This is a genomic window from Flaviflexus huanghaiensis (assembly GCF_014118685.1).
Classification (GTDB): domain Bacteria; phylum Actinomycetota; class Actinomycetes; order Actinomycetales; family Actinomycetaceae; genus Flaviflexus; species Flaviflexus huanghaiensis.
Genome location: NZ_JACFAK010000001.1, coordinates 199209 through 221225, shown reverse-complemented (window position 1 = coordinate 221225; position 22017 = coordinate 199209). Strand labels below are relative to the sequence as shown.

Below are 22017 nucleotides of genomic sequence, written 5' to 3'. Positions count from 1 at the left end.
GGTTAAGTGAGCAAGTTTGTGGGAAGTGCTGTCCGTACGGTGCCGCTTCGGCCCTTCGCTGGCGCGAGGTGGACCCACACTGTGGCATTGCTCGGGACTTCGTGTCTGAAATCGCCGTTCGACTGCTCTTCGATGCCGCACCTGGTCGGGAATCGAAGACGTCCGCTGCTGCGACGCTCGACAGTTCATGTTCCTGCATTTCGACTAGTCTTCAGGCGAACGTCGTCGTACGCCTTGACGACAATCGTAAGCATTGGCCCAGACACAATGTGCCGCAATTCACTTTCGCTCTCGTGATCCCCCTCCGTTTGCAACCTACATTTTCAGAGGACAGTCACGAGAAGGGATGCTTTTCGTCCTAGTACGGGGGACCAACTACTGTGGAAAGCAGGTCAACCTCAGCACCTTTCACTAAAGGAGAAAAAGTGACTTCTGATCTCACTGCCAGCTTGGGCTCTTTCACCCGAGCTGTTGCGGGACGGTCCCCTGAATCTTCAACCCCCGTAGAGGTGTGGACAGGACTCTCTGCAAATATCGTCTCTCTCATCGCTGATGACTGGGAGCAGTCTGCTCGCCGCGCGTCCACGGGGCGCCAGCAACATTACTTCTCGGCCGAGTTCCTCATGGGGCGGGCACTTCTCAACAACCTCACGAACCTCAATCTCGTGCACGATGCTAAGAAGTCCGTCGAAGCTTTTGGCCAAAACCTGTCGGACGTCCTCGAGGCTGAACAGGATGCGGCGCTCGGCAATGGCGGCCTCGGCCGCCTCGCGGCCTGCTTCCTCGACTCATGCGCCACCCTGGATTTGCCGGTCACCGGCTACGGCATCCTCTACCGCTATGGCCTGTTCAAGCAGTCGTTCGAGAACGGCTTCCAGCATGAGCACCCGGACCCGTGGATGGAGGAGGGCTACCCCTTCGTCGTGCGCCGCGAGGAGCAATCCCGGTACGTCAAGTTCGATGACATGGATGTCCGGGCAGTGCCCTATGACATGCCGATCACGGGCTACGGGACAAACAACGTCGGCACTCTCCGGCTGTGGAAGTCGGAGCCGATGGAGGAGTTCGATTACGACGCGTTCAACTCCCAGCGTTTCACCGACGCCATCGTTGAACGTGAGCGCGTTGCAGACCTGTGTCGTGTCCTCTACCCGAATGACACAACCTACGAGGGCAAGGTCCTGCGGGTCCGTCAGCAGTACTTCTTCGTCGCAGCCTCGCTACAGACGATGGTCGACAGCTACATCGAGAAGCACGGTGAAGATCTGCGCGGCTTCGCGGAACAAAACTGTATCCAGCTGAACGACACCCATCCCGTTCTCGCCATCCCCGAGCTCATGAGGATCCTCCTCGATGAGCACGGGATGACATGGGAGGACGCGTGGGATGTGACGACGCGGACGTTCGCATACACGAACCACACGACGCTTGCCGAGGCCCTGGAGACCTGGGAGTACTCGATCTTCCAGCAGCTGTTCGGCCGCATCCTCGAGATCGTCGCCGAAATCGACCGTCGCTTCCGTATCGACATGGCCCAGCGCGGCATCGCCGACGACCGCGTCGACTACCTTGCCCCGATCTCCAATGGTCGCATCCGCATGGCGTGGATCGCGTGCTATGCGAGCTTCTCGATCAACGGCGTGGCCGAGATCCACACAAATATCCTCAAGAAGGACACGCTGCACGACTGGTACCAGATCTGGCCGGAGAAGTTCAACAACAAGACGAACGGCGTCACTCCGCGGCGCTGGCTCAACCAGTGCAATCCGCGCCTCGCCCGCCTGCTCGATAAGCACGTCGGTTCGGATGCATGGGTGTCGGACCTTGACCTGCTCAAGCCGCTCGCGCGGAAGGTCAAGGGCAAGCGACTCATCAACGAGCTCATCAAGATCAAGAAGGCCAACAAGCAGGACTTCGCCGACTGGATCGACAAGCGTCAGGGCATCAAGATCAACCCCGATGCGGCGTTCGATGTTCAGATCAAGCGCCTGCATGAGTACAAGCGCCAGCTTCTTAACGCGTTCTATGTGCTTGATCGCTACTTCCAGATCAAGGACAACCCGGACCTCGATGTCACGCCATCGGTCGCCATTTTCGGTGCGAAGGCAGCCCCCGGGTACTTCCGAGCCAAGGCGATCATCAAGCTCATCAACGAGATCGCTCGCCTTGTCAACAACGATCCCGATATCGGCGACAAGCTCAAGGTCGTCTTCATCGAGAACTACAACGTCTCCCCCGCCGAGAAGGTCATCCCAGCCGCCGACATCTCCGAACAGATCTCGACAGCTGGTAAAGAAGCCTCCGGTACCGGGAACATGAAGTTCATGATGAACGGGGCGCTGACGCTCGGCACTCTCGACGGTGCAAACGTCGAGATCGTCGATGCCGTCGGCGAGAAAAACGCCTACGTCTTCGGAGCGAAGGAGGAGGAGCTTCCCAGCCTCATGGCCTCATACGATCCGTACGCGACGATGGAGGCGACGCCGGGCCTCACCAGGGTCGTCAACGCGCTGACCAACGGCACACTCAACGACAACGGTTCCGGCATGTTCGCCGACATCCGCCGTTCGCTCCTCGAGTCGGGCCCGGACGGCTCGGATGTCTACTACGTTCTCGGTGACTTCGCTTCCTACCGTGAAACGCGTGATCGCGCGCTCGAGGACTACCGGGACGAAGTCGAGTGGGCACGTAAGTCCTGGCTCAACATTTGCGCATCGGGGCGCTTCTCGTCCGATCGAACGATCGGCGACTACGCGCGCGAGGTGTGGCGCATCGAGCCGATCGACTTCTGATCGCCTGCCTCTGTGCCCCGGGAGCGTTGCCTCTCGGGGCACAGCTCTCGTATCAGGCATGTGGCGCCCTCAGTTGGCTGTGCAGAGAGTCTGGATTCTCCATGAGCATCTCACCGCAGACACTGCGCTCCGCCAGCAGGTCCCGCGTAGTCTGGCGGTGAGACGAAAGAGGTAAACATGATTGACAAAATGATGAAAGCCGATCCGCTGACCGATGCAGCGACAACCGCTGGCATCACCCTCGCGTACTACGCGATGCCAGATTTTGTCCGTTCAAGACTCTTGCGCTATTTCGGGAAGATGGCGCTGCTCGGACTATCGACAGGCCAGGTCATCGTCACGGCGAACGCAACCCTGCCGAACGACTTGGACAGCCTCCGCCAGTTCGTCGACGACTCGGACGGTGAGACCCTCAAGAAGACCGCCGGTATCCTTGCCGGCGCTGGCCTCGCCTCCACGATTGCCGTCCTCGCGGGCGAGAAGTACATCTTCAACCGCGGCGAGCGGAAGCGTGCGGCCGGGGTGTCCTTTCCTCACACAAAGCAGGGTCTCGTCCTCGCGGTCCTTGCTGGCGGACTCATCTATGTCCTCGAGAAGTCCGAGCAAAACAGGGACTGAAGGGCCTGGGGCGTTCGAACGGATACGAGTCCCCCGCACTCACAGAGCGAGAAGCGCCTTTCCGTGAAAGTCCCGTGACTCGGCTGCCGCATGGGCGTCGGCTATCTTGTCGAGGCTGAAGACGTGGAGCGGCAGACCATGGTCCTCGCCCACGTTCAGAGCCCCGGCTTCGAGCGCCCACGTGACGACATCTGCCGCCAGTTGCATCTCGTCCTGCGGAAGATCAATCGTCCGAATGCTTCTCATCGTCATGTTCTTTGCCTGGAGAATCCTGAAGCTAACGTCAGCGGAGTCACCGCCCTCCCGCGCGTAGATCGCGACCGTGGCTCGGAATGCGGCAAGTTCGATGTTGGAGCGCATGTTCGTTGCGGGACTAACGTCGACGATGAGGTCGTAGCCGTCCGGGCTGATTCCTCTCAACGTCTCATCAACGTTCCGGCTCGTCCGGTCAACGGCGTGATGAGCCCCCGCACGTATGAGTGCGTCAAGTTTGGCGGGTGATGCCGAGGCGACGACAGTGGCGCCCATGAGCTTCGCGAGCTGAACGGTGAAATGGGCGACTGCGCCACCGCCGCGAACAAGGACCGTTCTGCCCGCGAGCGCGTGCGTCGACGGTTCGATGACGCGATCTTCGTAGCGGCTGAGGCAGAGCGCAGCCGTGATGGCGGGGATCCCGAGGCTGGCACCGAGATCACACGACGCATTATCGGGTAGCGGCGCGACTCTCTCTGCGGGAGCTACCGCGAATGTCGCCGCGGTGCCGACGGGCCTTCCCACTCCCCATACCCAGACGCGCTGTCCTTCAGCAAGGCCGTCGACATCATCCCCGATTCGGCGGATGGTTCCGGCGGCATCGGTGTGCGGGATGATGCCGCCTTCTGGCATGGGTTTATTCTGAGCGCCCGCGCGAGTCTTGACATCGAGGGGATTGATCCCAGACCTGCGGATCTCGACCACAACCTCCCGTGGTCCCACGTTCGGGATGTCCTCGTTCTCAACGTGGATAACATCGGGGCCTCCGAACTCTCGATACCGCGCAACCTTGTGCTGGTCAACCATTGACTCTCCCCCGGCCTCTCGTAGACGTATCTCACCCGCGCTCGCCTGTGCCCCACCCTAGCGCTAAAGATCGGAGGTGAGGAGGGACGCATGTTCGTTACTCGTGGGTGCCTAGCCCAGCTATGGTCCTCCGATCGCCAAAGCCTGTCTGAGGTCGTGAGCGTACTAAGAAGCGGCAGGCCCCCTCAGGGACCTGCCGCCATTGTGAGATCAGGTGTTACCTCATGCGCTTGCCGACGGAGCCGAGCTGCTGGCACGCCTCGACAATGCGGTCGGCCATGCCCTTCTCAGCTGCCTTGCCCCATGCGCGGGGGTCGTACATCTTCTTGTTGCCGATGTCGCCGTCGGCCTTGATGACGCCGTCGTAGTTCTTCAGCATCCAGTCCGCGACGGGACGGGTGAAGGCGTACTGGGTGTCGGTGTCGATGTTCATCTTGATGACGCCATTGTTGACGGCGGTGGCGATCTCTTCCTCCGAGGAACCGGAGCCGCCGTGGAAGACGAGGTCGAACGGCTGGTCCTTGCCGTACTTCTCGCCGACAGCCTTCTGGATCTCGCCGAGGAGCTCGGGACGGAGCTTAACGAAGCCCGGCTTGTAGACGCCGTGGACGTTGCCGAACGTGAGGGCCGTCATGTAGCGGCCATTCTCTCCGAGGCCGAGAGCCTCGACCGTTGCCATGCCGTCCGCGACCGTCGTGTAGAGCTTCTCGTTCATCTCGCCGACGACGCCATCTTCTTCGCCACCGACGACGCCGATCTCGATCTCGAGAATCGTGTGTGCTTTCTGGGAAAGCTCGAGGAGCTCCTGGGCGATCTCGAGGTTCTCTTCGAGCTCGACAGCCGAGCCGTCCCACATGTGGGACTGGAAGGCCGGAAGCTCGCCGTTCTTCACCTGCTCAGCCTCAATCTCGAGCAGCGGGCGGACCCAGCTGTCGATGTTGCCCTTGGCGCAGTGGTCAGTGTGGAGGGCGACGGTGACGTCGTAGTTCTTCGCGACCTCACGTGCGTAGGCCGCCATCGCGAGCGAGCCCGCGACGCGGTCCTTGCGGGTGGAGCCCGACCAGTACTCTGCACCGCCGACGGAGACCTGGATAATGCCGTCGGACTCAGCCTCGGCAAAGCCCTGCAGCGCAGCGGTCAGTGTCTGCGAGGACGTGACGTTGATCGCCGGATACGCGAAGCCCTGCTCCTTCGCGCGGTCGATCATCTCGTTGTAAACCTCGGGGGTTGCAATAGCCACGGTGGGACTCCTTCGTTAGACGGCTGTAACCACCGTTTATTCTCGCATGATCCGTGGTGTTTCAATAGGCCGACCAGGGGGAAAGCGATGGAACGTTCCCAAGATCACGGCCGATTTCACGCGGTTTCTGCCGTATGCCGAGGCTCGAGAGCGTCCAGCGAGATCCAAGCCGGCTGCCACCTTCCGTGCACAGAGGTCGAGTCAGCGGGCTCGCTTCGCGCGGCACCTGCGCACCATCCGGCTCCGACGACGAACCGCACCCCGTAGGGCGCGGTTCTGTCGCGGCGGTTCGTGTGTCGCTAGAATCCCCTCGCGGCGATCTCCCTGCGGATGGTGGCCTCGTCTGCTCCGGACTCAAGGAGCACGTGGACGAGGAGCCGAGTCTTGCGGGCCGTCAGGAAGCCGGTCGGGATGAGCCCACGCGCGATGAGGTCCTGTTCGGAGCCTGGGTACCCGTAGGACTTCTCGAGGGTGGTGCCGCTGCCCGTGCGGGAGGCCATGATGACGGGGATACCGCTCCTGACAAGCTCCTCGCACGCATCGGACACCGGCTCGGACATGTGCCCCACTCCGGAGGCCTGGACGACAAGGGCCGGGGGCTCGAGGGAGGCGATGGCCCGGACCCAGTCCCCCTCGTCCCCGAACGGGGTCTCGACAATGGGAATGCGGATCGGACCATCACCCGGCGCCGGCAGTGGTTCGAACATCCGCATCGGCCGAAGCGCCATCCGCAGGCGTCTCTCGGCCACCCGGCCGACCGGACCCCAGCCGGGCGACTGGAACGTCCACACAGCCGTTGCATGGGTCTTGGCGGCAAGGCGGGCGAGGTGCACGGTGTCGTCAAGGACGACGAGTACTCCCATCCCCCTTGCGTCCTCCGACCCGGCGGTGACGACGGCGGCCAGCAGATTGGCGGGGCCGTCGGCACCCGGCAGGTTCGGCGATCTCATGGCACCGGTGACGACGAGCGGCTCCTCCCGATCCCACAGGAGGTCAAGCAGGTAGGCGGTCTCCTCGAGGGTGTCGGTACCGTGGGTGAGGACGACGCCCGTCGCACCCTCGTCGATCGACCTCGTCGCGAAGTCGAGCGCATCGAGGACGTTCCTTGGGACGATCGCGGGCGATGCGACGTTCGAGATCGTCTCGGCGCGGATCTGTGCCACATCGGTGAGAGCAGGTACTGCCCCCACCAGATCATCCGCGGACAGTTCTGGCCTGACGGCACCCGTACCCTCGGCCGACATGGCGATGGTTCCGCCGAGAGCTCCGACAGCGATGATCGGCTTCATGATCAGAATCCTCCGAGAACGACGGCGACGATGGAGACGAACAGCAGTCCACCCAGCTGGGACGGCCGCTGGAAGCGGTTCGCCGCCTTCAGCTCAGAGCCGGGAACCACAGGAACTGTGGTCGCGAGTGCAGCGACCGGGCCGCCCGTGAGGAAGTATTGCATGATCGCGGTCGGACCGGCTGCGGCGACAGCCGCAGCCAGCGGATTCACATCACCCTGCGCCATGACGATGGTGAGCATGGGGAGGATGATGGCGGCGGATGCGGAGTTCGACTGCGTGAGAAGGCCGGCTACGGCCGAGACGAGCACCAGCGTGATGATCGGGGCAGCCTCGATGAGAGGCTCGAACCAGCCGCCGAGAAGGCCGGTGATGCCAACGGCCGAGATGACGCCGGAGAGGTAGAGAAAGCCGATCGTGGCGATGAGCGGGATGGCGACGCGCTTGACCGACTCGAGCATCGACTTCTCCGCCTCCATCGGATTGGCGCGGGCCATGATCATGACGATGACCGAAACGACGAAGCCGACCGCGAAGACCGGGTAGCCCATGGCGAAGCCCACGACGAGGAGGAGGAACGGCAGGAGGACCCACCAGACTGTCGGCTCTCCCTCCTTGCGGGCGAACTCGGACAGAGCCTCCTTCGATTCCTCGGCGGACGTCGCCTTGACCTTCTTGACGTCACCACGCATGCGGGCGAAGGACAGACCGAAGATGGTGAGCGCAGTCGCGAGGCCGATGGCGTTGATCCAGCCGAAGGTGATGCCGGCTGTGGCGATGACGGCGAGGAGCGTGGGGTGGGTGAATCCCGCGAAGTTGCCGAGGTGGCCCGCGTGGGCGTGGGTGCCGGCGGACTTGTTCGGGTCGACACCCAGTTTGACCGAGGCGGGTCCGGTGACGACGGCGGTGATGGCGGGCTGGGTGAAGCCGGTGAAGCCGCCGATGATCCCGGCGGCGATGCCGCCGGAGGCGGCGACGCCCGGCCCTCGTCCGAGCTTGTTGCCCTGGCGGATGATGGCGTTGACGAGAACCCTCAGGTATCCCGTGTGCTCCATCGCGCCGATGAAGATGAGAACGCCCGCCATATCGGCGATGACGGGGTTGAGGCCGCCGATGACAAGCGACTTGATCGTCGTGTCCTCGGCTTCTCCCGTGACCGGGATGCCGTATACCAGCGCTGCCAGCGTCGCGCCGACGATGGCGGTTGTGTAGAGAGGCGTCCTGCCGACGACCATGAGAATGATCGTCACGCCGATCAAAACCTGCCCTGCAATCTCCATGGGAGCTCCTTCTCCGTTGAATTTCTTATAAGATATATTCTGTAAAATTCGACTCGATGGACTTATGTCCCGAGGGAAGCATTGCGTTGGGAGCTGATGGTGGAAGATGGACCAAGGGAGGTGGCGATGACCCGCAACACAGAGCACGCCGGCACGTGGCTGACGGGATCGCCGCGCTCTGCCGGAGCGCCGCGGACCCAGGCGGACTACGCCCATACCGCGATTCGGAAGGCGATCATCACCGGTCGGCTGAAGTCCGGGGACAGGCTGGTCCAGGCAGACCTCGCCCGCGACCTCGATCTCTCCATCACGCCGGTGCGCGAGGCTCTTCAGCGGCTCAACGAGGAGGGTCTTGTGGCCTCCCTCCCCTATCGGGGGACGACTGTCGCCTCGCTCGATCTGTCGGCAATCGAAGAGATCTACAGCATGAGGAAGCTGATCGAGCCTCTTCTCATCCGCAGGACGATCGATTCCGTCACCCAGGAGGACATCTCACTCGGCCTCAGCCTCATCGAGCAGATGGAGGGAACAGATGATCTCCTCGATTTCGCAGCCATCAACGAGAGGTTCCATGAGGTCACGATGAAGTACGACAGCTCGTGGACCTCGCGGATGGTCCAGATGCTGGCGGGAGCCTCATCCCCCTACGTGTCGATCTCGCTGCGACTGCGGCCCGAGCAGATCGAGGAATCCCACGCCGCCCACCGAGCCATCATCGACGCCCTCATCGCGAAAGATACTGAGCGGGTCGTCGAGCTCGAAGTCGAGCACCTGGACTCGACTCTGCGAATCCTTCGGGAACTGGGCAGCCAGGTCTGATTCCGTTCGGCAGCATCCGCCGCGCCCTGTCCCGGGCAGTCGCCCCGACCGCCACCCGCGACCCGATTTTCCAACCGTGGACGCGGCCGATGTCGTAGCGTGGCAGGAGAAAGGGGGCACTCATGGCTGACGATTCCCGCGAGCGCCACGGCGAGGACAGGCACGATGACCACGACGACCGGCCCGCCGACAGACGGCACCCCGATGACCTGCTGGGCCACAGCGCCGATTATCGGATTGCCCGCAGTGCGAGCGGCGGATCGAGCGGAGATGACTTCAATCTCCTGCGCAGCAAGCGGGCCCTCTACCCGGCGATAGCCGGCCTCATCCTCGTCATCGTAATCCTTCTTCTCCCGCTCATCCTCTGAGCGCAGAGTGCGCGGCCGCAGGGGTTGGAACCGACTGCGCAGAAGCAGCCTGCCTCACCCCCACCGGCGGCCGAACACGTGCCGTACGTATACTGGTCGGCATGCGCATCGGCACCAGTTCCTCAGCCCTCCACCTCGCTCAGGCCGCGGCCGCAGGTGACACCCTGCTCGCGGCAGACGGCTTCGACGGGTACGAGATCGTCGAGGTCGATGGCGGGCCTGAGGACCTGCGGCAGGCCCTGCTCGCCGGTCACTGCGACGTCGCCGTCCACGCGGCCTCCGACATTCCGCTGGCCGATCATGACGATCTCTCCGTCGTCTTCCTTCCTCGGGAGAGCCCTCAGGATGCGTTCGTCGGTCCCACGGACTATCGGGGCATGCCCCACGGGGCGCGGGTCGGGGTCGATTCGGCCAACCGCGCCGCGCAGATCACCCACTTCCGGCAGGACCTGCGGCCAGTCGACATCGGCGGGGACCTCGAGGAGCGTCTCGCTCAAGTCGGCGAGCTCGACGGCATCATCGTCTCGCGGGCGGAGCTCACCCGGCTCGGCCGCGACATCGGCCAGGATCTGCCCTACGAGGTCATGGTGCCCGTCGCGGGCCAGGGGGCGATTGCCCTTGAGGCGCGTCGCGGCTCGCAGGTCGAGCACACTCTCGACCTCGTCGACGATCAGACGACCAGGCTGGAGATGATCGCCGAGCGCAGCTTCGTCCGCGAGCTCAGCCTCGCACCATCGGCCCCGGTCGGCGTTCTTGCCCGCTCAACGGGTAGGACGGTCGCGCTCCACGCCCGGTTCATGGGCAGCGGCAAGGTCGAGATTCGGCGTAGCTCCAACAATCCCGAGAAGCTCGGCCACGATCTCGCGGCCGAGTTCATCCGCCGCGGGGTGCGGGCGTGAGCATTGAGCGCCTCGCGGAGCTCATGAGCCGCGGCGATGTCGTGGTCGTCTCCGGTGCTGGGCTCTCAACGGATTCCGGCCTGCCTGACTATCGGGGCAGTGGAGGCTCGGAGAAGCCGAGCGTCGACTTCGACATGTTCACGGGCTCGCACACGTGGCAGCGCTGGGTGTGGCAGAGGAACCAGGAGACGTGGCGGGCCCTCGACGCCCTCGCACCGACGGAGGGTCATGCGATTCTCGCCGAGTGGGAGCGGGACGGCATCGTCACCGGCACCGCGACGCAGAACATCGACGGACTCCATGTCAAGGCGGGCTCGGAGAGGGTGGCGGAGATGCACGGGTCGTTCACCCGCGTGACCTGCCTCGACTGCGGCGAGGTCACGGACCGGGCCGCCCTCGACCCGCGGCTGCGCGAGCTGAACCCGCACACGGTCGACGATCCGGATCCGGCGAATGCGGCGATCCTCGCCGAGGCGGACTATGCCAAGGCGGCCGAGTCCACGTTCACCGTCGCCCCGTGTGCCTCCTGCGGGGGCACCCTCAAGCCCGACATCGTCTTCTTCGGCGAAGCAGTCCAGGCGATGGACGAGGCCTTCGACTACGCTCGGGACGCGAAGACGATCCTCGTGGTCGGCAGCTCCCTGCTCGTCATGACGGGGATGTGGGTGGTCACCCAGGGACTGTCCTCCGGCGCCGATATCGCCATCATCAACCGTGGGTCGACGCAGGCCGACAGGCTGGCGGATGTGCGGATCGAGGGCGGGATTTCCGAGACGCTCGCGGCAGTCGACCGGGTTCTCGCCGGCTGACTCGAAGGGGGTGGACCCGCTGCCGCGGGCGATCCCCTCGACCGCTATTCTCCCTGCGGCTGGCGGGCCGCCCACTCCGAGAGTGAGACGAGCGCGCCCGTGTAGAAGGGCGTGTCGACCCGCACGTGCCGGCGCGCCTCCGTGTATCGGAAGTCCCTCATGAGGTCGACGATGCGATGGAGCTCGTCCGCCTCAAGAGCAAGAATCCACTCGTAGTCGTTGAGAGCGAAGCACGCGACGGTCGACGCGATGACGTCCTTGTAGGGAACGCCCTTCATGCCGTGGTCCCGGAGGATCGCCATCCGCTCGTCGTCCTCAAGCAGGTACCACTCGAAGGAGCGGACGAACGGATAGACGGCCATGTATTTCGGCGCCTCATCGCTGAGAAGGAATCCCGGCAGGTGCCTCTTGTTGAACTCAGCGGGCCGGTGCAGGCCGGCCACCGACCAGACAGGAGTGATCGGCAGTCTCGAGCCGAGCAGGGCATGATAGGCGGCCTGCAGCTCCTCGATCGTCTCGGCATGCCACCACACCATCAGGTCAGCATCTGCACGGAGCCCTGCGACGTCGTAATAGCCGCGCACCGTCACGCCGGTCGCCGCAACCGCGGATTCAGCGTCGGCGACGACGGTTTCGCGCTCGTCCGGCGAAATCTCGCCGGTCGTCGCGAAGACGGACCACATCGTGTAGCGGATCGACGTGTTGACATGATCAACGGTCTCGTCGTCAGGGGCGTGCAGTGACGTCACGTGTGTCTCCTTAGAGTGCGGGGAGGGTTGCGGAGCGGGAGAGTGCACAGCAGTTCTCCTCGCAGTATGAGGTTCTACCGGGATTCTGCAGCAGGTCGGCGATTTGGGAGATGAAATCCGGATCGGTGCCCACAGTCGCGGCACGCTCGAATGCGAGGCCGAGCTCTTCCGCCTTTGCCTTCGCCTCGGTGTCGAGGTCGTAGAGGACCTCCATATGATCCGAGATGAAGCCGATGGGCGCGACGACGACGCCCGTGATGCCGTCAGTCTTGAGATCCTCGAGATGATCACAGATGTCCGGCTCCAGCCATGGAGTGTGCGGGCTTCCAGAGCGAGAGCAGTACGCCATGTCCCAGTCCTCGACGCCGAGCTCGTCTGCTATCCGGCGCGCGAGATCGAGATGCTGCTGCTCGTATGTCATGCCGAACTCCAGACCGGATGAGTCGTTCATGGCGTTCGGGATCGAATGAGTGACGAAGATGAGTCGCGACCCGGGAGCCGCCTCCAAGGATTCTCGAACCGCAGTCACGCTCGCCCGGTAGAAGCCGTCGGTATTCCAGAACTGCTTCACCTTGCGGATGGTCAGATCAGGCAGATCGACCTCGCCCAGCCAGCGCGCGAGGTCCTCTCGATACTGACGGCACGATGAGTAGGAGGAATAGGCCGATGTGGCGATGGCAAGGATGTTCCGCGCGCCGTTCTCGTACAGCTCCTGGATGACATCGTTGCCGTAGGGCTCCCAATTGCGGTTGCCGAGCGCGACGGGTGTGCTGTCGCCGCGCCGTGCGAGCTCGTCGCGAAGATCCTGGACGAGTGCAGCGTTGAGCTCGTTGATCGGCGATTTGCCGCCGAACATGTAATAGTGCTCCCCCACCTGCTCAAGGCGTTCATCGGGGATCCCCCGACCTTTGGTCGCATTCCGCAGGAACGGAACAACGTCCTCGGGCCCGTTCGGGCCTCCGTAGGAGACGACGAGGTAGGCATCAACCATTCGAGTTATCCTTTCGCGGGCATGCCGGAGGGGCAAGCACCGGGTCGGTCGGTTCGGGGAGCGCCATTCCGAAGACGAGCTCGGCGGCCTCATGGAACTGGTGTCCCCGACCGCTCTGGGCTGCCTGCTGAGCGGCTCTCGTGGGGTGGTAGGCGATTGCGGCAGCCAGACGCTGCAGGGCGCGGACGGCATGTTCCGCCGGCACATCGCCCGCGGCCGGCATCCTGCTCAGCTCCTTCTCGAGCTCGGTCGCGTACATGTTCCGGACGGCGACAATGAGCGGGTCCATGGTCCTGCCGAGAAGATCTCCGTCGAGCTTCTCAAGTCCTTCAGCGATGAGCCGCTGAGCACTCTCGACATCCCCGGCGGCCGCTGCCGGGACGTGCCTGCGCACGGTCTCAAGGTCGATGAGAGTGACATCCTCGAGGTCGCCCGCCGCAGATTCGACGTCTCTCGACCTCGCGAGGTCGACGAGAGTGAGCGGCCCTCGGGTCTTCTTCGCCTTACGCACGGCGTCCACGGTCAGAACCGGCGATCCAGTGCCCCTGCAGAGCACGATGACATCGGGCCACGCCAGGTCGAGTTCCGGAGAGAACGAGATTCCATGATCGGCCGCGAACTGTCGGCCGCGCTCGGACTTGGACCATACCCGCACCTCCTCCGCGCCGCGCTCCTCGAGCGCCGCGACCGTCGCACCCGCATACGCGCCTGTGCCGACGAGCAGAACATTGACGCCCGACCAGTCGGTTGCCGGGACGGTGGGACCGCCGATGTCGTCCCAGTGGTACTGACCGCGTTCACATGCGACGTTGCCCGCCAGATCCAGCGCGACCCCGACGATGGAGCGGCCCGCACGAGAGAAATCGGTCTTCACGGCGATTTCGCGCGATGTGCGGAGTGCACTCTGAAGCGTCTGTTCGAGGAGTGGCGAGGTCGTGCCCTCCTCGCGGGCCTCGGCAAGCGCCCGGCGGAACTGCCCGACGATCTCCCGCTCTCCGACCACCATAGAATCGAGCCCTGAGGCAACCTCGAACACATGCCGAGCAGCGTCAATTCCGGTGAAGGCCGTAATCTCCACCTCGCCGCCCAGAAGCTCCATAGCCTTCCGGGCCGCGTGCTCCTCCGCCTCGAGATACACGTCGTATCGGTTGCACGTTGACAGCACCACGGCGCCCGAGATCCCCTCGCAGCCGAGGATGTCCCGCTTGATGCGGGCGCCCCGCTGGGCGAGTGACTCGACGTCAGAGATCTCGAGATCGTGGTGATTTGCTGTTAGGACCACAAAGCTCACGAACCAATTGTCTCCCTATACTGGCTTCGAGGTCCACTTCATCGGAGAATGGGCATGTGCACCTTCTCAACGATGCAGCCCGGGGTATCCGCGGCGAGCGTGTTCCCGTCTGGTTTATGAGGCAGGCCGGCAGGTCCCTTCCCGAGTATCGAAAGCTCCGTGAGAACACCAACATGCTGGACGCATGCCTGACCCCGGAGCTGGCGGCGGAGATCACCATGCAACCCGTGCGCCGGCACGGAGTCGACGGCGCGGTCTTCTTCTCCGACATCGTCATCCCGCTGAAGATCGCAGGCATCGATGTCGATATCAAGCCGGGAGTCGGTCCCGTATTCGGCAGGCCAATTCAGTCGGCCGCCGACATCACTGAGCTCACCGCCCACACACTCGAGGACTCTCCCGAGATCCGCGAGGCGATCGGGATCTGCGTGCAGGAGCTCGATGTCCCCGTGCTCGGCTTCGGCGGCGCACCCTTCACGCTCGCCGCCTACATGGTTGAGGGCAGGCCCTCCCGTGATCATCTGGGGGCGCGCGCACTCATGCACGCGGACCCTGCGAGTTGGGACCGACTGATGACATGGGCTGCCGACATCACCGGTCGCTTCCTCGAGATCCAGATCGAAGCCGGCGCCTCCGTCGTCCAGCTGTTCGACTCCTGGGCGGGCTCGCTGTCGGTCGCCGATTACGAGTCGAAGGTGCTCCCCTACTCCAAACTGGCGCTCGAGCGGGCGACCGTGCCGACGATCCACTTTGGGACCGGCACCAGTCTCTTTCTTGAGCAGATGGCGTCGTGTGCTGACGTGCTGGGCGTGGACTATCGGATGCCGCTGGACGAGGTGGCTCGTCGCGTCCCGGGGAAGCCGCTGCAGGGCAACATCGACCCGGCTCTCCTCGCAGCGCCCTGGAGCGTTCTCGAGGAGCACATCGACGCGGTGCTGGCCGCGGGCCGCGCTGCCCCCTCCCATATCCTCAACCTGGGCCACGGCGTGCCGCCCACGACCGATCCGGATGTGCTCACGCGCATCGTCTCCTACGTCAAACAGACCCTATGATCGTCATCGTCGGGGGCGGCCTCGCAGGCCTCATCACTGCGCGCGAGCTCGCCCGAGCCGGCCACGGGGTCACACTTCTCGAGAAGCGCGACAAACTCGGCGGGCTCGTAGCCGCAGAGACGATCGGCGGCGTCCGGGTCGATATCGGCGCGGAGTCGTATGCTCGGCGCTCTCAGCGCGTCACCGATTATCTGGCGTCGCTGGGCTTGGAGGCGCTCCTTCCCGCGGGGCGGTCGTGGATCTGGGATGGTGCGGCCCTGCCGATCCCTGCGGACTCGTCCCTCGGCATCCCTGCGAATCCCTCAGCCGACGACGTCGCGTCGATCATCGGCGACACCACGCGCGCCGAAGAGGACCTCACCCTCGGTCCTGAGGTCGGCAGTGATGCGGACACCCTGGGGGATCTGGTCGAAGCGCGTATGGGCACAGCGGTGCTAGAGCGGCTTGTACGCCCCATTGCCGGCGCAATCTACTCCTCGGACCCGTCGAACCTTGCCATCAACCCGCAGCTCAAGACTGATTTCCTCGCCGAGGGAAGCCTCGCGAAGGCAGTCGCCAAAGGACTGTCCGGGCCAGCGGTCGCCTCGGTCGTCGGCGGCATGTTCCGCCTCGTCGACACGCTCGCCCGGCAGGCCCAGGAGGCTGGCGCCGAGCTCCTCACCTCCGCGACGGTCACGTCACTCGGCAGGGCTCCGGCCGGGCAGACGACTGTCACTGCGCTCGTCGAGGGGGCGGAACGCTCGTTCGTCGCCTCGCACACCGTCCTCGCGGCCGATCTCGCCTCCGCCCGGTCCCTCCTCGGACACGTCATGGATCTTGAACCGTTGACGATCCCGCAGGGGAGACCGACGACGCATGTGACGCTCGTGCTCGATGCGCCAGAGCTGGATGCGGCACCCCGAGGATCTGGGCTCCTCTGTGTCGCAGGGTCGTCGCGCGCCAAGGCACTGACCCATCTGTCCTGCAAGTGGCCATGGCTGCGCGATGTCACCGACCGCCACATCATCCGAGTGTCCTACGCACTCAACGAGGACATGTCGGCAGGCCAGGCTCTGGCGGACGTCAATCAGCTCATGGGTGTCGCCCTCACCGAGGAGGTGATTGCTGGCTCCCGCACCGTGCGCTGGGGCGGAGCCCTCACGCCATCCACCCCCGAGCTGAGGGCGTGGGCGGACGCGCTCGAGCCTCCCCCCTCCATCAGCATCGTCGGCGCGTGGAAGGCGGGCACCGGCATCTCTGCCGTCATCCCCCACGCGCTCGACACGGCTGCGGCGATCCTCGCGCGACTCAGGTAGAGCACCCTCGTCGCTTGTGCTGATTCCGGGACTGAGCCGCCGCTTGCTCCCGAGGCACACCGCGGGGTCGTATCATGGAACATATGCATACGCTTCGCGTCGGCACTCGGACGTCCTCTCTCGCCGTGTCCCAGGCAACCGCAGTCGCCCGGGACATCGTCGAGGCTGACCCCAATCTCACCGACTTCGAGATCATCGGCATCACCACCAAGGGGGATGTCGATCGGTCTCCGCTCTCTGTCATCGGCGGCACGGGCCTCTTCACCTCGGCCGTCCGCGATGCCCTGATCGCCGGTCAATGCGATATCGCGGTCCACTCTGCGAAGGACCTTCCAGCGGCTGATCACCCCGCTCTATCGATCTTCTTTCCCCCGCGGGTGAGCCCCCATGATGTGTTCTGTGGCCACGTCGACTACCGCGATCTTCCTCCCGGTGCGACGATCGGCTCAGGCTCCCCTCGGCGCGCCGCACAGCTTCTCAACTTCCGGCCGGATCTCACGGTCGTCGACATCCGCGGCAATGTGCCGACGAGGCTGGCGCGCATCGACCATGACCTCGACGGCGTGATCCTTGCGCGTGCAGGCCTCCTGCGGCTGGGGATCGACACGGGCCAGGACCTGCCCTTCGACGTCATGGTCCCCGCTGCCGCCCAGGGCGCCCTCGCGCTTGAGACCGTCAAGGGCTCGCCGTTCGAAGAGCCGCTGTCACGCGTCGACGACCGCAAGACACGGCGTGAAGTCACCGCAGAACGCGCCTTCATGGCGGCAATGGGAGCGGGCTGCACGACACCGGTCGGGGTGCTCGGGGACGCATCCGGATCGACGGTCTCTCTGCATGCGCGCTACGTCGGCGGCGGTGCAGAGGTTGAGGGCCGACTCATCGCCGACGATCCCATCGCCGTCGCGACCGAGCTGGCGAACGAGTTCATCGACCGCGGAGTCGGAGAATGAGAGTCGCCATCACTCGACCCCGCTCCGCTCTGACACAGGGCTGGCACGCGATGCCGGTCACCTCCCGGAGCCCGATCCCCTCAGGGATTGCCGCCGTTGCAGACGCGCTGAGGGTGGGGAACGCGGACTGGATCGCGGTGACCTCGCCTTTCGTCTTCCATGTCCTCGAATCGAACGGCATCGCCCTGCCGAGGGACCTGCATCTGGCCTGCGTCGGCGAGGCCACTGCCGCGGCCGCACCGAGAGATGCCGACTTCATCGGCCCCCCGCCCGCGAGCGCTGAGGCCATGGTCCGCTCTTTCCCACGCGGGACGGGACGCGTCCTCTTCCCCTGCTCCGTCCAGGCGAGCACAGTCCTCGAAGAGGGTCTCCGCGATCTCGGCTACTCGGTCGACCGCGTTGACATCTACCGCTCCGAGGATGATCCCGTCGGGGTTGCCGCGCTGGCCTTGCTCGAGTCGGATGCCGTGATCGTCACGGCGGGCAGCGCTGCCCGTTCGATCGCCGCGCACTGGCCCTCGAACACGACCCTGCCCCCGCTCATCGCCATCGGTGAACCGACCGCACACGCCCTTCACGCGGCAAGAATCCCTGCTGCCGCCACCTCTGCCACCCCCGATCGCAGCGGCCTCGAGGCCTGTCTGGAAAGGATCAGCCGTGATTCATCGACCGCGTAGATTGCGCACCACCCCCGCTATGAGAGGCCTCGTCCGAGAGGCCGGCTTCACCGCCGGCAGCCTCGTCCTGCCGATGTTCGTCCGCGAGGGCATCTCCGAGCCCGCACCGATCGCCTCGATGCCGGGCGTCTACCAGCACACGATCGATTCCCTCAAGGCCGCGGCTCGGGAGGCTGTCGATGCCGGGGTCGGCGGACTCATGCTCTTCGGAGTCCCGGCCGACCATGACGCCCTCGGCTCGGCTGGCGTGGACCCCGACGGAATCCTCAACCGTGGGCTGCGCGCCCTGAAAGAGGCAGTGGGCGATGAGGCTGTCATCATCGCCGACCTGTGCCTCGACGAGTTCACCGATCATGGCCACTGCGGCGTCCTCGACGTCGACGGAACGGTGGACAACGATGCGACGCTGGAGATCTACAGCGCGATGGCGGTGGAACAGGCTCGCGCCGGAGCCCACATGCTCGGCCTCTCGGGCATGATGGATGGCCAGGTCTCCGCCTGCCGAACGGCTCTCGACGAGGCCGGCTTCACCTCCGTCTCGATTCTCGCCTACTCAGCCAAGTACGCATCCGCCTATTACGGCCCCTTCCGAGAGGCAGTCGACTCGCAGCTGAAGGGCGACCGCCGGACATACCAGATGGATGTGGGAAACCGGACGGAGGGCCTGCGAGAGGCTCTCCTCGATATCGACGAGGGAGCGGATGTCGTCATGGTGAAACCCGCAGGCTCCTACCTCGACGTTCTGTCGGATGTCGCCCAGGCCTCGACGGTCCCCGTTGCCGCCTACCAGGTGTCCGGCGAATACGCGATGATCGAGGCGGCGGCGGCGAACGGCTGGCTGGATCGAGACCGGACCATCATGGAGTCAGTCACCGCGATCACCCGTGCCGGCGCCACCATCATCTGCACCTACTGGGCCACCGAGATCGCGAAGAAGGTATCACGTGTCTGATCTGTTCACACGCGCGCAGCGCGTCATCCCCGGCGGCGTGGACTCGCCCGTCCGCGCCTTCGGCTCGGTCGGCGGCTCCCCCGTCTTCATCGACCGGGCCTCCGGTCCCTTCGTCTACTCCCGCGAGAGGCAGTACATCGACCTCGTCGGGTCGTGGGGCCCTGCCCTGCTCGGGCACGCTCACCCCGTCGTCGTCGACGCCGTCCAGCGCGCCGCAGAGCGCGGCCTCTCGTTCGGCGCTCCGACCGAGGCCGAGATCGAACTCGCCGAGCTTGTCATCGGTCGGATCGACCCGGTCGAGAAGATCCGCTTCGTCTCGACCGGCACAGAGGCGACGATGACCGCGATTCGTCTGGCGCGCGGGTTCACCGGCAGGGATATCGTCGTCAAGTTCGCCGGCTGCTACCACGGGCATGAGGACTCCATGCTCGTCGCGGCAGGATCTGGTGTCGCCACCTTCGGCATGTCGTCCTCCGCCGGTGTTCCGAAGGGTACGGTCGAAGACACGGTCGTCCTGCCCTACAACGACCGAGAGGCGGTCACGCAGCTGTTCGCCTCCCACGGCGATCGCATTGCCGCCATTATCACCGAGGCGGCTCCCGCCAATATGGGGGTCGTCCCGCCCGAGCCCGGATTCAATGCCTTCCTCAAGGCGGAATGCGAGAAGAGCGGTGCTCTTCTCATCCTCGACGAGGTGCTGACTGGGTTCCGCGTCTCTCGCGCAGGCTTCTGGGGCATCGATCAGGCCACCCCGTACGAGCCGGACCTCATGTGCTTCGGCAAGGTCATCGGCGGGGGCATGCCTCTTGCGGCACTCGGCGGACGCGCGGACGTCATGGACCATCTCGCACCGCTCGGCCCCGTCTATCAAGCGGGCACCCTCTCTGGAAACCCATTGGCGACGGCGGCCGGCATCGCCACGCTCACACTGGCCGACGATGAGGTCTACGCGGCAGTCGACAGGGCCGCCAACGCCTTATCGGATGGCCTCTCACAGAGCCTGACCAGCGCGGGAGTCGCCCACACCATCCAGAAGGTCGGCTCGCTCTTCTCCATCCTGTTCTCGGACGATCCAGCGGGCAGCTACGACGACGTGATCGCACAGGACCAGTTCCGCTACGCGCCCTTCTTCCACTCGCTCCTCGGCTCCGGCATCCATCTCCCACCGTCCGTGTTCGAAGCCTATTTCGTCTCTGCGACGCACGACGAGGAGATCATCGCTCGCATCCTCGACGCCGCCCCGGTAGCGGCACGCGCGGCAGCCGAAGCATCCAACCCGCGAACCTGAGGAATCACGTGGCGGCTCGCGGCATCGCCATCATCAACCGCGGGCCGACTCAGGCCGACAGGCTGGCGGATGTGCGGATCGAGGGTGGGATCTCCGAGACGCTCGCAGCCATCGTCCGGCTCCTCGCCGACTGAGGGTTCAGCCCCTGTACTGGTGGGTGACCGACCAGGAGTGGATGGCGATCGCGGCCGCGGCCGCCACGTTCATCGACCTCGTCGACCCGTACATGGGAATCTGCCGCACCTCGGCGCACTCCGCCAGGAGCTCGGGCGAGATCCCGTTCGATTCCTGACCGAAGACGAGGATCGACCGTTCGGGCAGTGGGCTCGCCTCAAGGTCCGTGCACCCGGGGACGTTGTCGATGCCGATGATCGCATAGCCGTTGGCCTGCGCCCATCGGGCCAGATCGGCCGGCTCTGGCTGGTGGATGATGTCGAGATAACGGTCGGTCACCATGGCCCCGCGCCGGTTCCACCGGCGCCTGCCGACGATGTGGACGCCGCCGACATTGAACGCATTGCCGGTGCGGACGATCGAGCCGATGTTGAGATCGTGCTCGAGATTCTCGATCGCGATGTGGAGCGCCGCCCGTGACTCGTCGAGGTCGGCCTTGATCGCCTCGACGCTCCAGAACCGGTATCGATCGACGACATTGCGCGTATCGCCGTTCTCGAGAAGCTCGGGATCGAGCCGCGGGTCGACCGCCTGCTCGGCGTCCGTCACTCGGCCACCCCACCCGCGGCGGCCACTGCGGGTACCGGCATCGCCGTCCGCGTGGACTCGAAGCGCTCGGCGGGCCTCAGGCCCATGAGGCGCGCGACAACAGCGCCCGAGGGAGTCTCGAGCACGGCGTTGTAGGTATCGACATCGGCGTTATAGGCCCGCCGTTCGCCGGAGATGCGGTCGTCGATGGCGGCAAGCTCGGCTCGAATATCGCAGAACGGGCCCGAGGCCTTGAGGCCGGGGGTGCACTCGCCCGTGGCGAGTGCGCGGCCCACTGCCGCGTTGAGGGCGTCCTCGAGTCGCGCCTGGTCGGCGGCGGAGCCCTGGGCCTGCTGGGCGCGGCCACGCGCCTCGACCAGGTTGCTCACGACCTCATCGGGCGCTCTGCCCGTGAGGGCGTCGATGAGCATGGGGATGAGCTGGCGACGTCGATGGCTCTCGACCTCGATCTGTCGCCAGGATCCCTCGACCCTTTCGTGCAGGTTCCTCAGGCTCCTACTGGTCACACCCGCCCACGAGGCGAGTGTGAGGGTGATGAGGGCGACGGCGCCGAGGATGACTCCAACATGCATGGATGACTCCAGTCTCGATGATCAGCGGCACCAGCATAGTCCCTCGCCGCTGTCCAGCCACTGTGCCTCCGAGCACGGCCCGCGCGGGGTGGACCGACGTCCGCACGCACCCGCCAGCTCACGCCGAGTGCGGTCATGAGATGTGGCACGATCGACGGCGCGCGCCGATGCGATGGGAACACTCCACGCAGGTTTTCGCCTAGCGCTGCTCACGAGTGAGCGGTCAACCCAGCCGCGTTGGAGTCGACCGCGCGCGACTCCGCGGAGCGCACCCGCCAGCCGGGTACGGCTCAGCAGGATTGGG

General features: G+C 64.9%; 21 protein-coding genes and 1 pseudogene. 13 read left to right on the top strand and 9 right to left on the bottom strand.

The features are described 5' to 3' along the window. The first annotated feature begins 425 nt into the window (after window positions 1-425). Both H7E91_RS00970 and H7E91_RS00965 read left to right on the top strand, forming a co-directional pair. A complete protein-coding gene (locus tag H7E91_RS00970; RefSeq protein WP_182353191.1) occupies window positions 426-2792 on the top strand; it encodes a glycogen/starch/alpha-glucan family phosphorylase in 2367 nt (788 codons plus the stop codon). Window positions 2793-2969: 177 nt separating this feature from the next. After that, a complete protein-coding gene (locus H7E91_RS00965) occupies window positions 2970-3410 on the top strand; it encodes a hypothetical protein (protein ID WP_182353190.1) in 441 nt (146 codons plus the stop codon). A 39-nt stretch (window positions 3411-3449) separates the two neighbouring features. On the opposite strand, the gene H7E91_RS00960 is transcribed toward H7E91_RS00965, so the two are convergent. The 4 genes from H7E91_RS00960 to H7E91_RS00945 all read right to left on the bottom strand — a co-directional run bounded on the left by H7E91_RS00960 (window position 3450) and on the right by H7E91_RS00945 (window position 8278). Further along, window positions 3450-4469, bottom strand: coding sequence for an NADPH:quinone reductase (locus tag H7E91_RS00960; protein WP_182353189.1), 1020 nt, complete (start codon window positions 4467-4469; stop codon window positions 3450-3452). Window positions 4470-4686: 217 nt separating this feature from the next. Further along, entirely contained in the window at window positions 4687-5709 is a 1023-nt protein-coding gene (gene fbaA, locus H7E91_RS00955) for a class II fructose-bisphosphate aldolase (protein ID WP_182353188.1), read from the bottom strand. Between the two features lie 299 nt (window positions 5710-6008). Next, the gene (locus H7E91_RS00950; protein WP_182353187.1) at window positions 6009-6998 is read right to left on the bottom strand and encodes an asparaginase; all 990 of its coding nucleotides are present in this window, start codon (window positions 6996-6998) and stop codon (window positions 6009-6011) included. A gap of 2 nt (window positions 6999-7000) precedes the next feature. Continuing rightward, entirely contained in the window at window positions 7001-8278 is a 1278-nt protein-coding gene (locus tag H7E91_RS00945) for an SLC13 family permease (protein WP_182353186.1), read from the bottom strand. A gap of 126 nt (window positions 8279-8404) precedes the next feature. Between H7E91_RS00945 and H7E91_RS00940 the strand changes: the two genes are divergently transcribed. The 4 genes from H7E91_RS00940 to H7E91_RS00925 all read left to right on the top strand — a co-directional run bounded on the left by H7E91_RS00940 (window position 8405) and on the right by H7E91_RS00925 (window position 11173). After that, window positions 8405-9097 carry a GntR family transcriptional regulator gene (locus H7E91_RS00940; RefSeq protein ID WP_182353185.1) on the top strand — a complete coding sequence of 231 codons (693 nt, stop codon included), beginning with the start codon at window positions 8405-8407 and terminating at the stop codon, window positions 9095-9097. Between the two features lie 122 nt (window positions 9098-9219). Next, window positions 9220-9465 carry a hypothetical protein gene (locus H7E91_RS00935; protein WP_182353184.1) on the top strand — a complete coding sequence of 82 codons (246 nt, stop codon included), beginning with the start codon at window positions 9220-9222 and terminating at the stop codon, window positions 9463-9465. A 101-nt stretch (window positions 9466-9566) separates the two neighbouring features. Further along, window positions 9567-10364, top strand: coding sequence for a hypothetical protein (locus tag H7E91_RS00930; protein WP_182353183.1), 798 nt, complete (start codon window positions 9567-9569; stop codon window positions 10362-10364). After that, complete coding sequence (locus H7E91_RS00925; protein ID WP_338401688.1) at window positions 10361-11173, top strand: Sir2 family NAD-dependent protein deacetylase; 813 nt, start codon at window positions 10361-10363, stop codon at window positions 11171-11173. Before H7E91_RS00930 ends, H7E91_RS00925 begins: the two co-directional genes overlap by 4 nt. A 44-nt stretch (window positions 11174-11217) precedes the next feature. On the opposite strand, the gene hemQ is transcribed toward H7E91_RS00925, so the two are convergent. The 3 genes from hemQ to H7E91_RS00910 are packed head-to-tail and all read right to left on the bottom strand — an operon-like array spanning window position 11218 to window position 14204. Next, window positions 11218-11922 carry a hydrogen peroxide-dependent heme synthase gene (gene hemQ, locus H7E91_RS00920; protein WP_338401687.1) on the bottom strand — a complete coding sequence of 235 codons (705 nt, stop codon included), beginning with the start codon at window positions 11920-11922 and terminating at the stop codon, window positions 11218-11220. A gap of 10 nt (window positions 11923-11932) precedes the next feature. Further along, complete coding sequence (locus tag H7E91_RS00915) at window positions 11933-12913, bottom strand: ferrochelatase (protein WP_182353182.1); 981 nt, start codon at window positions 12911-12913, stop codon at window positions 11933-11935. Next, the gene (locus H7E91_RS00910) at window positions 12906-14204 is read right to left on the bottom strand and encodes a glutamyl-tRNA reductase (RefSeq protein ID WP_182353181.1); all 1299 of its coding nucleotides are present in this window, start codon (window positions 14202-14204) and stop codon (window positions 12906-12908) included. The genes H7E91_RS00915 and H7E91_RS00910 overlap by 8 nt, the downstream gene beginning before the upstream one ends. A 56-nt stretch (window positions 14205-14260) precedes the next feature. On the opposite strand from H7E91_RS00910, the gene hemE reads away from it, so the two are divergent. The 7 genes and pseudogenes from hemE to H7E91_RS11920 all read left to right on the top strand — a co-directional run bounded on the left by hemE (window position 14261) and on the right by H7E91_RS11920 (window position 20552). Beyond that, window positions 14261-15256: a uroporphyrinogen decarboxylase gene (hemE, locus tag H7E91_RS00905; RefSeq protein ID WP_182353180.1), complete on the top strand. Its 996-nt coding sequence runs from the start codon at window positions 14261-14263 to the stop codon at window positions 15254-15256. Next, window positions 15211-16551, top strand: a pseudogene (locus H7E91_RS00900) (protoporphyrinogen/coproporphyrinogen oxidase); the annotation flags it as partial. The gene hemE and the pseudogene H7E91_RS00900, both read left to right, overlap by 46 nt. Before the next feature lie 83 nt (window positions 16552-16634). Then, window positions 16635-17501 carry a hydroxymethylbilane synthase gene (hemC, locus tag H7E91_RS00895; RefSeq protein ID WP_182353178.1) on the top strand — a complete coding sequence of 289 codons (867 nt, stop codon included), beginning with the start codon at window positions 16635-16637 and terminating at the stop codon, window positions 17499-17501. Beyond that, entirely contained in the window at window positions 17498-18178 is a 681-nt protein-coding gene (locus tag H7E91_RS00890; RefSeq protein WP_182353177.1) for a uroporphyrinogen-III synthase, read from the top strand. The genes hemC and H7E91_RS00890 overlap by 4 nt, the downstream gene beginning before the upstream one ends. 19 nt (window positions 18179-18197) lie before the next feature. Then, window positions 18198-19130 carry a porphobilinogen synthase gene (hemB, locus tag H7E91_RS00885; RefSeq protein WP_126040593.1) on the top strand — a complete coding sequence of 311 codons (933 nt, stop codon included), beginning with the start codon at window positions 18198-18200 and terminating at the stop codon, window positions 19128-19130. Further along, window positions 19123-20418 carry a glutamate-1-semialdehyde 2,1-aminomutase gene (hemL, locus tag H7E91_RS00880; RefSeq protein WP_338401686.1) on the top strand — a complete coding sequence of 432 codons (1296 nt, stop codon included), beginning with the start codon at window positions 19123-19125 and terminating at the stop codon, window positions 20416-20418. The genes hemB and hemL overlap by 8 nt, the downstream gene beginning before the upstream one ends. A gap of 8 nt (window positions 20419-20426) precedes the next feature. After that, a complete protein-coding gene (locus tag H7E91_RS11920) occupies window positions 20427-20552 on the top strand; it encodes a hypothetical protein (protein ID WP_277814753.1) in 126 nt (41 codons plus the stop codon). A gap of 4 nt (window positions 20553-20556) precedes the next feature. Here H7E91_RS11920 and H7E91_RS00875 read toward each other — a convergent pair whose 3' ends face one another. Beyond that, entirely contained in the window at window positions 20557-21141 is a 585-nt protein-coding gene (locus H7E91_RS00875; protein WP_182353175.1) for a TrmH family RNA methyltransferase, read from the bottom strand. Then, the gene (locus tag H7E91_RS00870; protein ID WP_182353174.1) at window positions 21138-21713 is read right to left on the bottom strand and encodes a LemA family protein; all 576 of its coding nucleotides are present in this window, start codon (window positions 21711-21713) and stop codon (window positions 21138-21140) included. Before H7E91_RS00870 ends, H7E91_RS00875 begins: the two co-directional genes overlap by 4 nt. Between the last annotated feature and the right edge of the window lie 304 nt (window positions 21714-22017).

Bases quoted from the DNA above. Each gene is read 5' to 3' on its own strand.
- H7E91_RS00965 (WP_182353190.1), top strand. From the start codon at position 2,970: ATGATTGACAAAATGATGAAAGCCGATCCGCTGACCGATGCAGCGACA.
- H7E91_RS00960 (WP_182353189.1), bottom strand. From the start codon at position 4,469: ATGGTTGACCAGCACAAGGTTGCGCGGTATCGAGAGTTCGGAGGCCCC.
- H7E91_RS00950 (WP_182353187.1), bottom strand. From the start codon at position 6,998: ATGAAGCCGATCATCGCTGTCGGAGCTCTCGGCGGAACCATCGCCATG.
- H7E91_RS00945 (WP_182353186.1), bottom strand. From the start codon at position 8,278: ATGGAGATTGCAGGGCAGGTTTTGATCGGCGTGACGATCATTCTCATG.
- H7E91_RS00940 (WP_182353185.1), top strand. From the start codon at position 8,405: ATGACCCGCAACACAGAGCACGCCGGCACGTGGCTGACGGGATCGCCG.
- H7E91_RS00935 (WP_182353184.1), top strand. From the start codon at position 9,220: ATGGCTGACGATTCCCGCGAGCGCCACGGCGAGGACAGGCACGATGAC.
- H7E91_RS00930 (WP_182353183.1), top strand. From the start codon at position 9,567: ATGCGCATCGGCACCAGTTCCTCAGCCCTCCACCTCGCTCAGGCCGCG.
- H7E91_RS00915 (WP_182353182.1), bottom strand. From the start codon at position 12,913: ATGGTTGATGCCTACCTCGTCGTCTCCTACGGAGGCCCGAACGGGCCC.
- hemC (WP_182353178.1), top strand. From the start codon at position 16,635: ATGCATACGCTTCGCGTCGGCACTCGGACGTCCTCTCTCGCCGTGTCC.
- H7E91_RS00890 (WP_182353177.1), top strand. From the start codon at position 17,498: ATGAGAGTCGCCATCACTCGACCCCGCTCCGCTCTGACACAGGGCTGG.
- hemB (WP_126040593.1), top strand. From the start codon at position 18,198: ATGAGAGGCCTCGTCCGAGAGGCCGGCTTCACCGCCGGCAGCCTCGTC.
- H7E91_RS00870 (WP_182353174.1), bottom strand. From the start codon at position 21,713: ATGCATGTTGGAGTCATCCTCGGCGCCGTCGCCCTCATCACCCTCACA.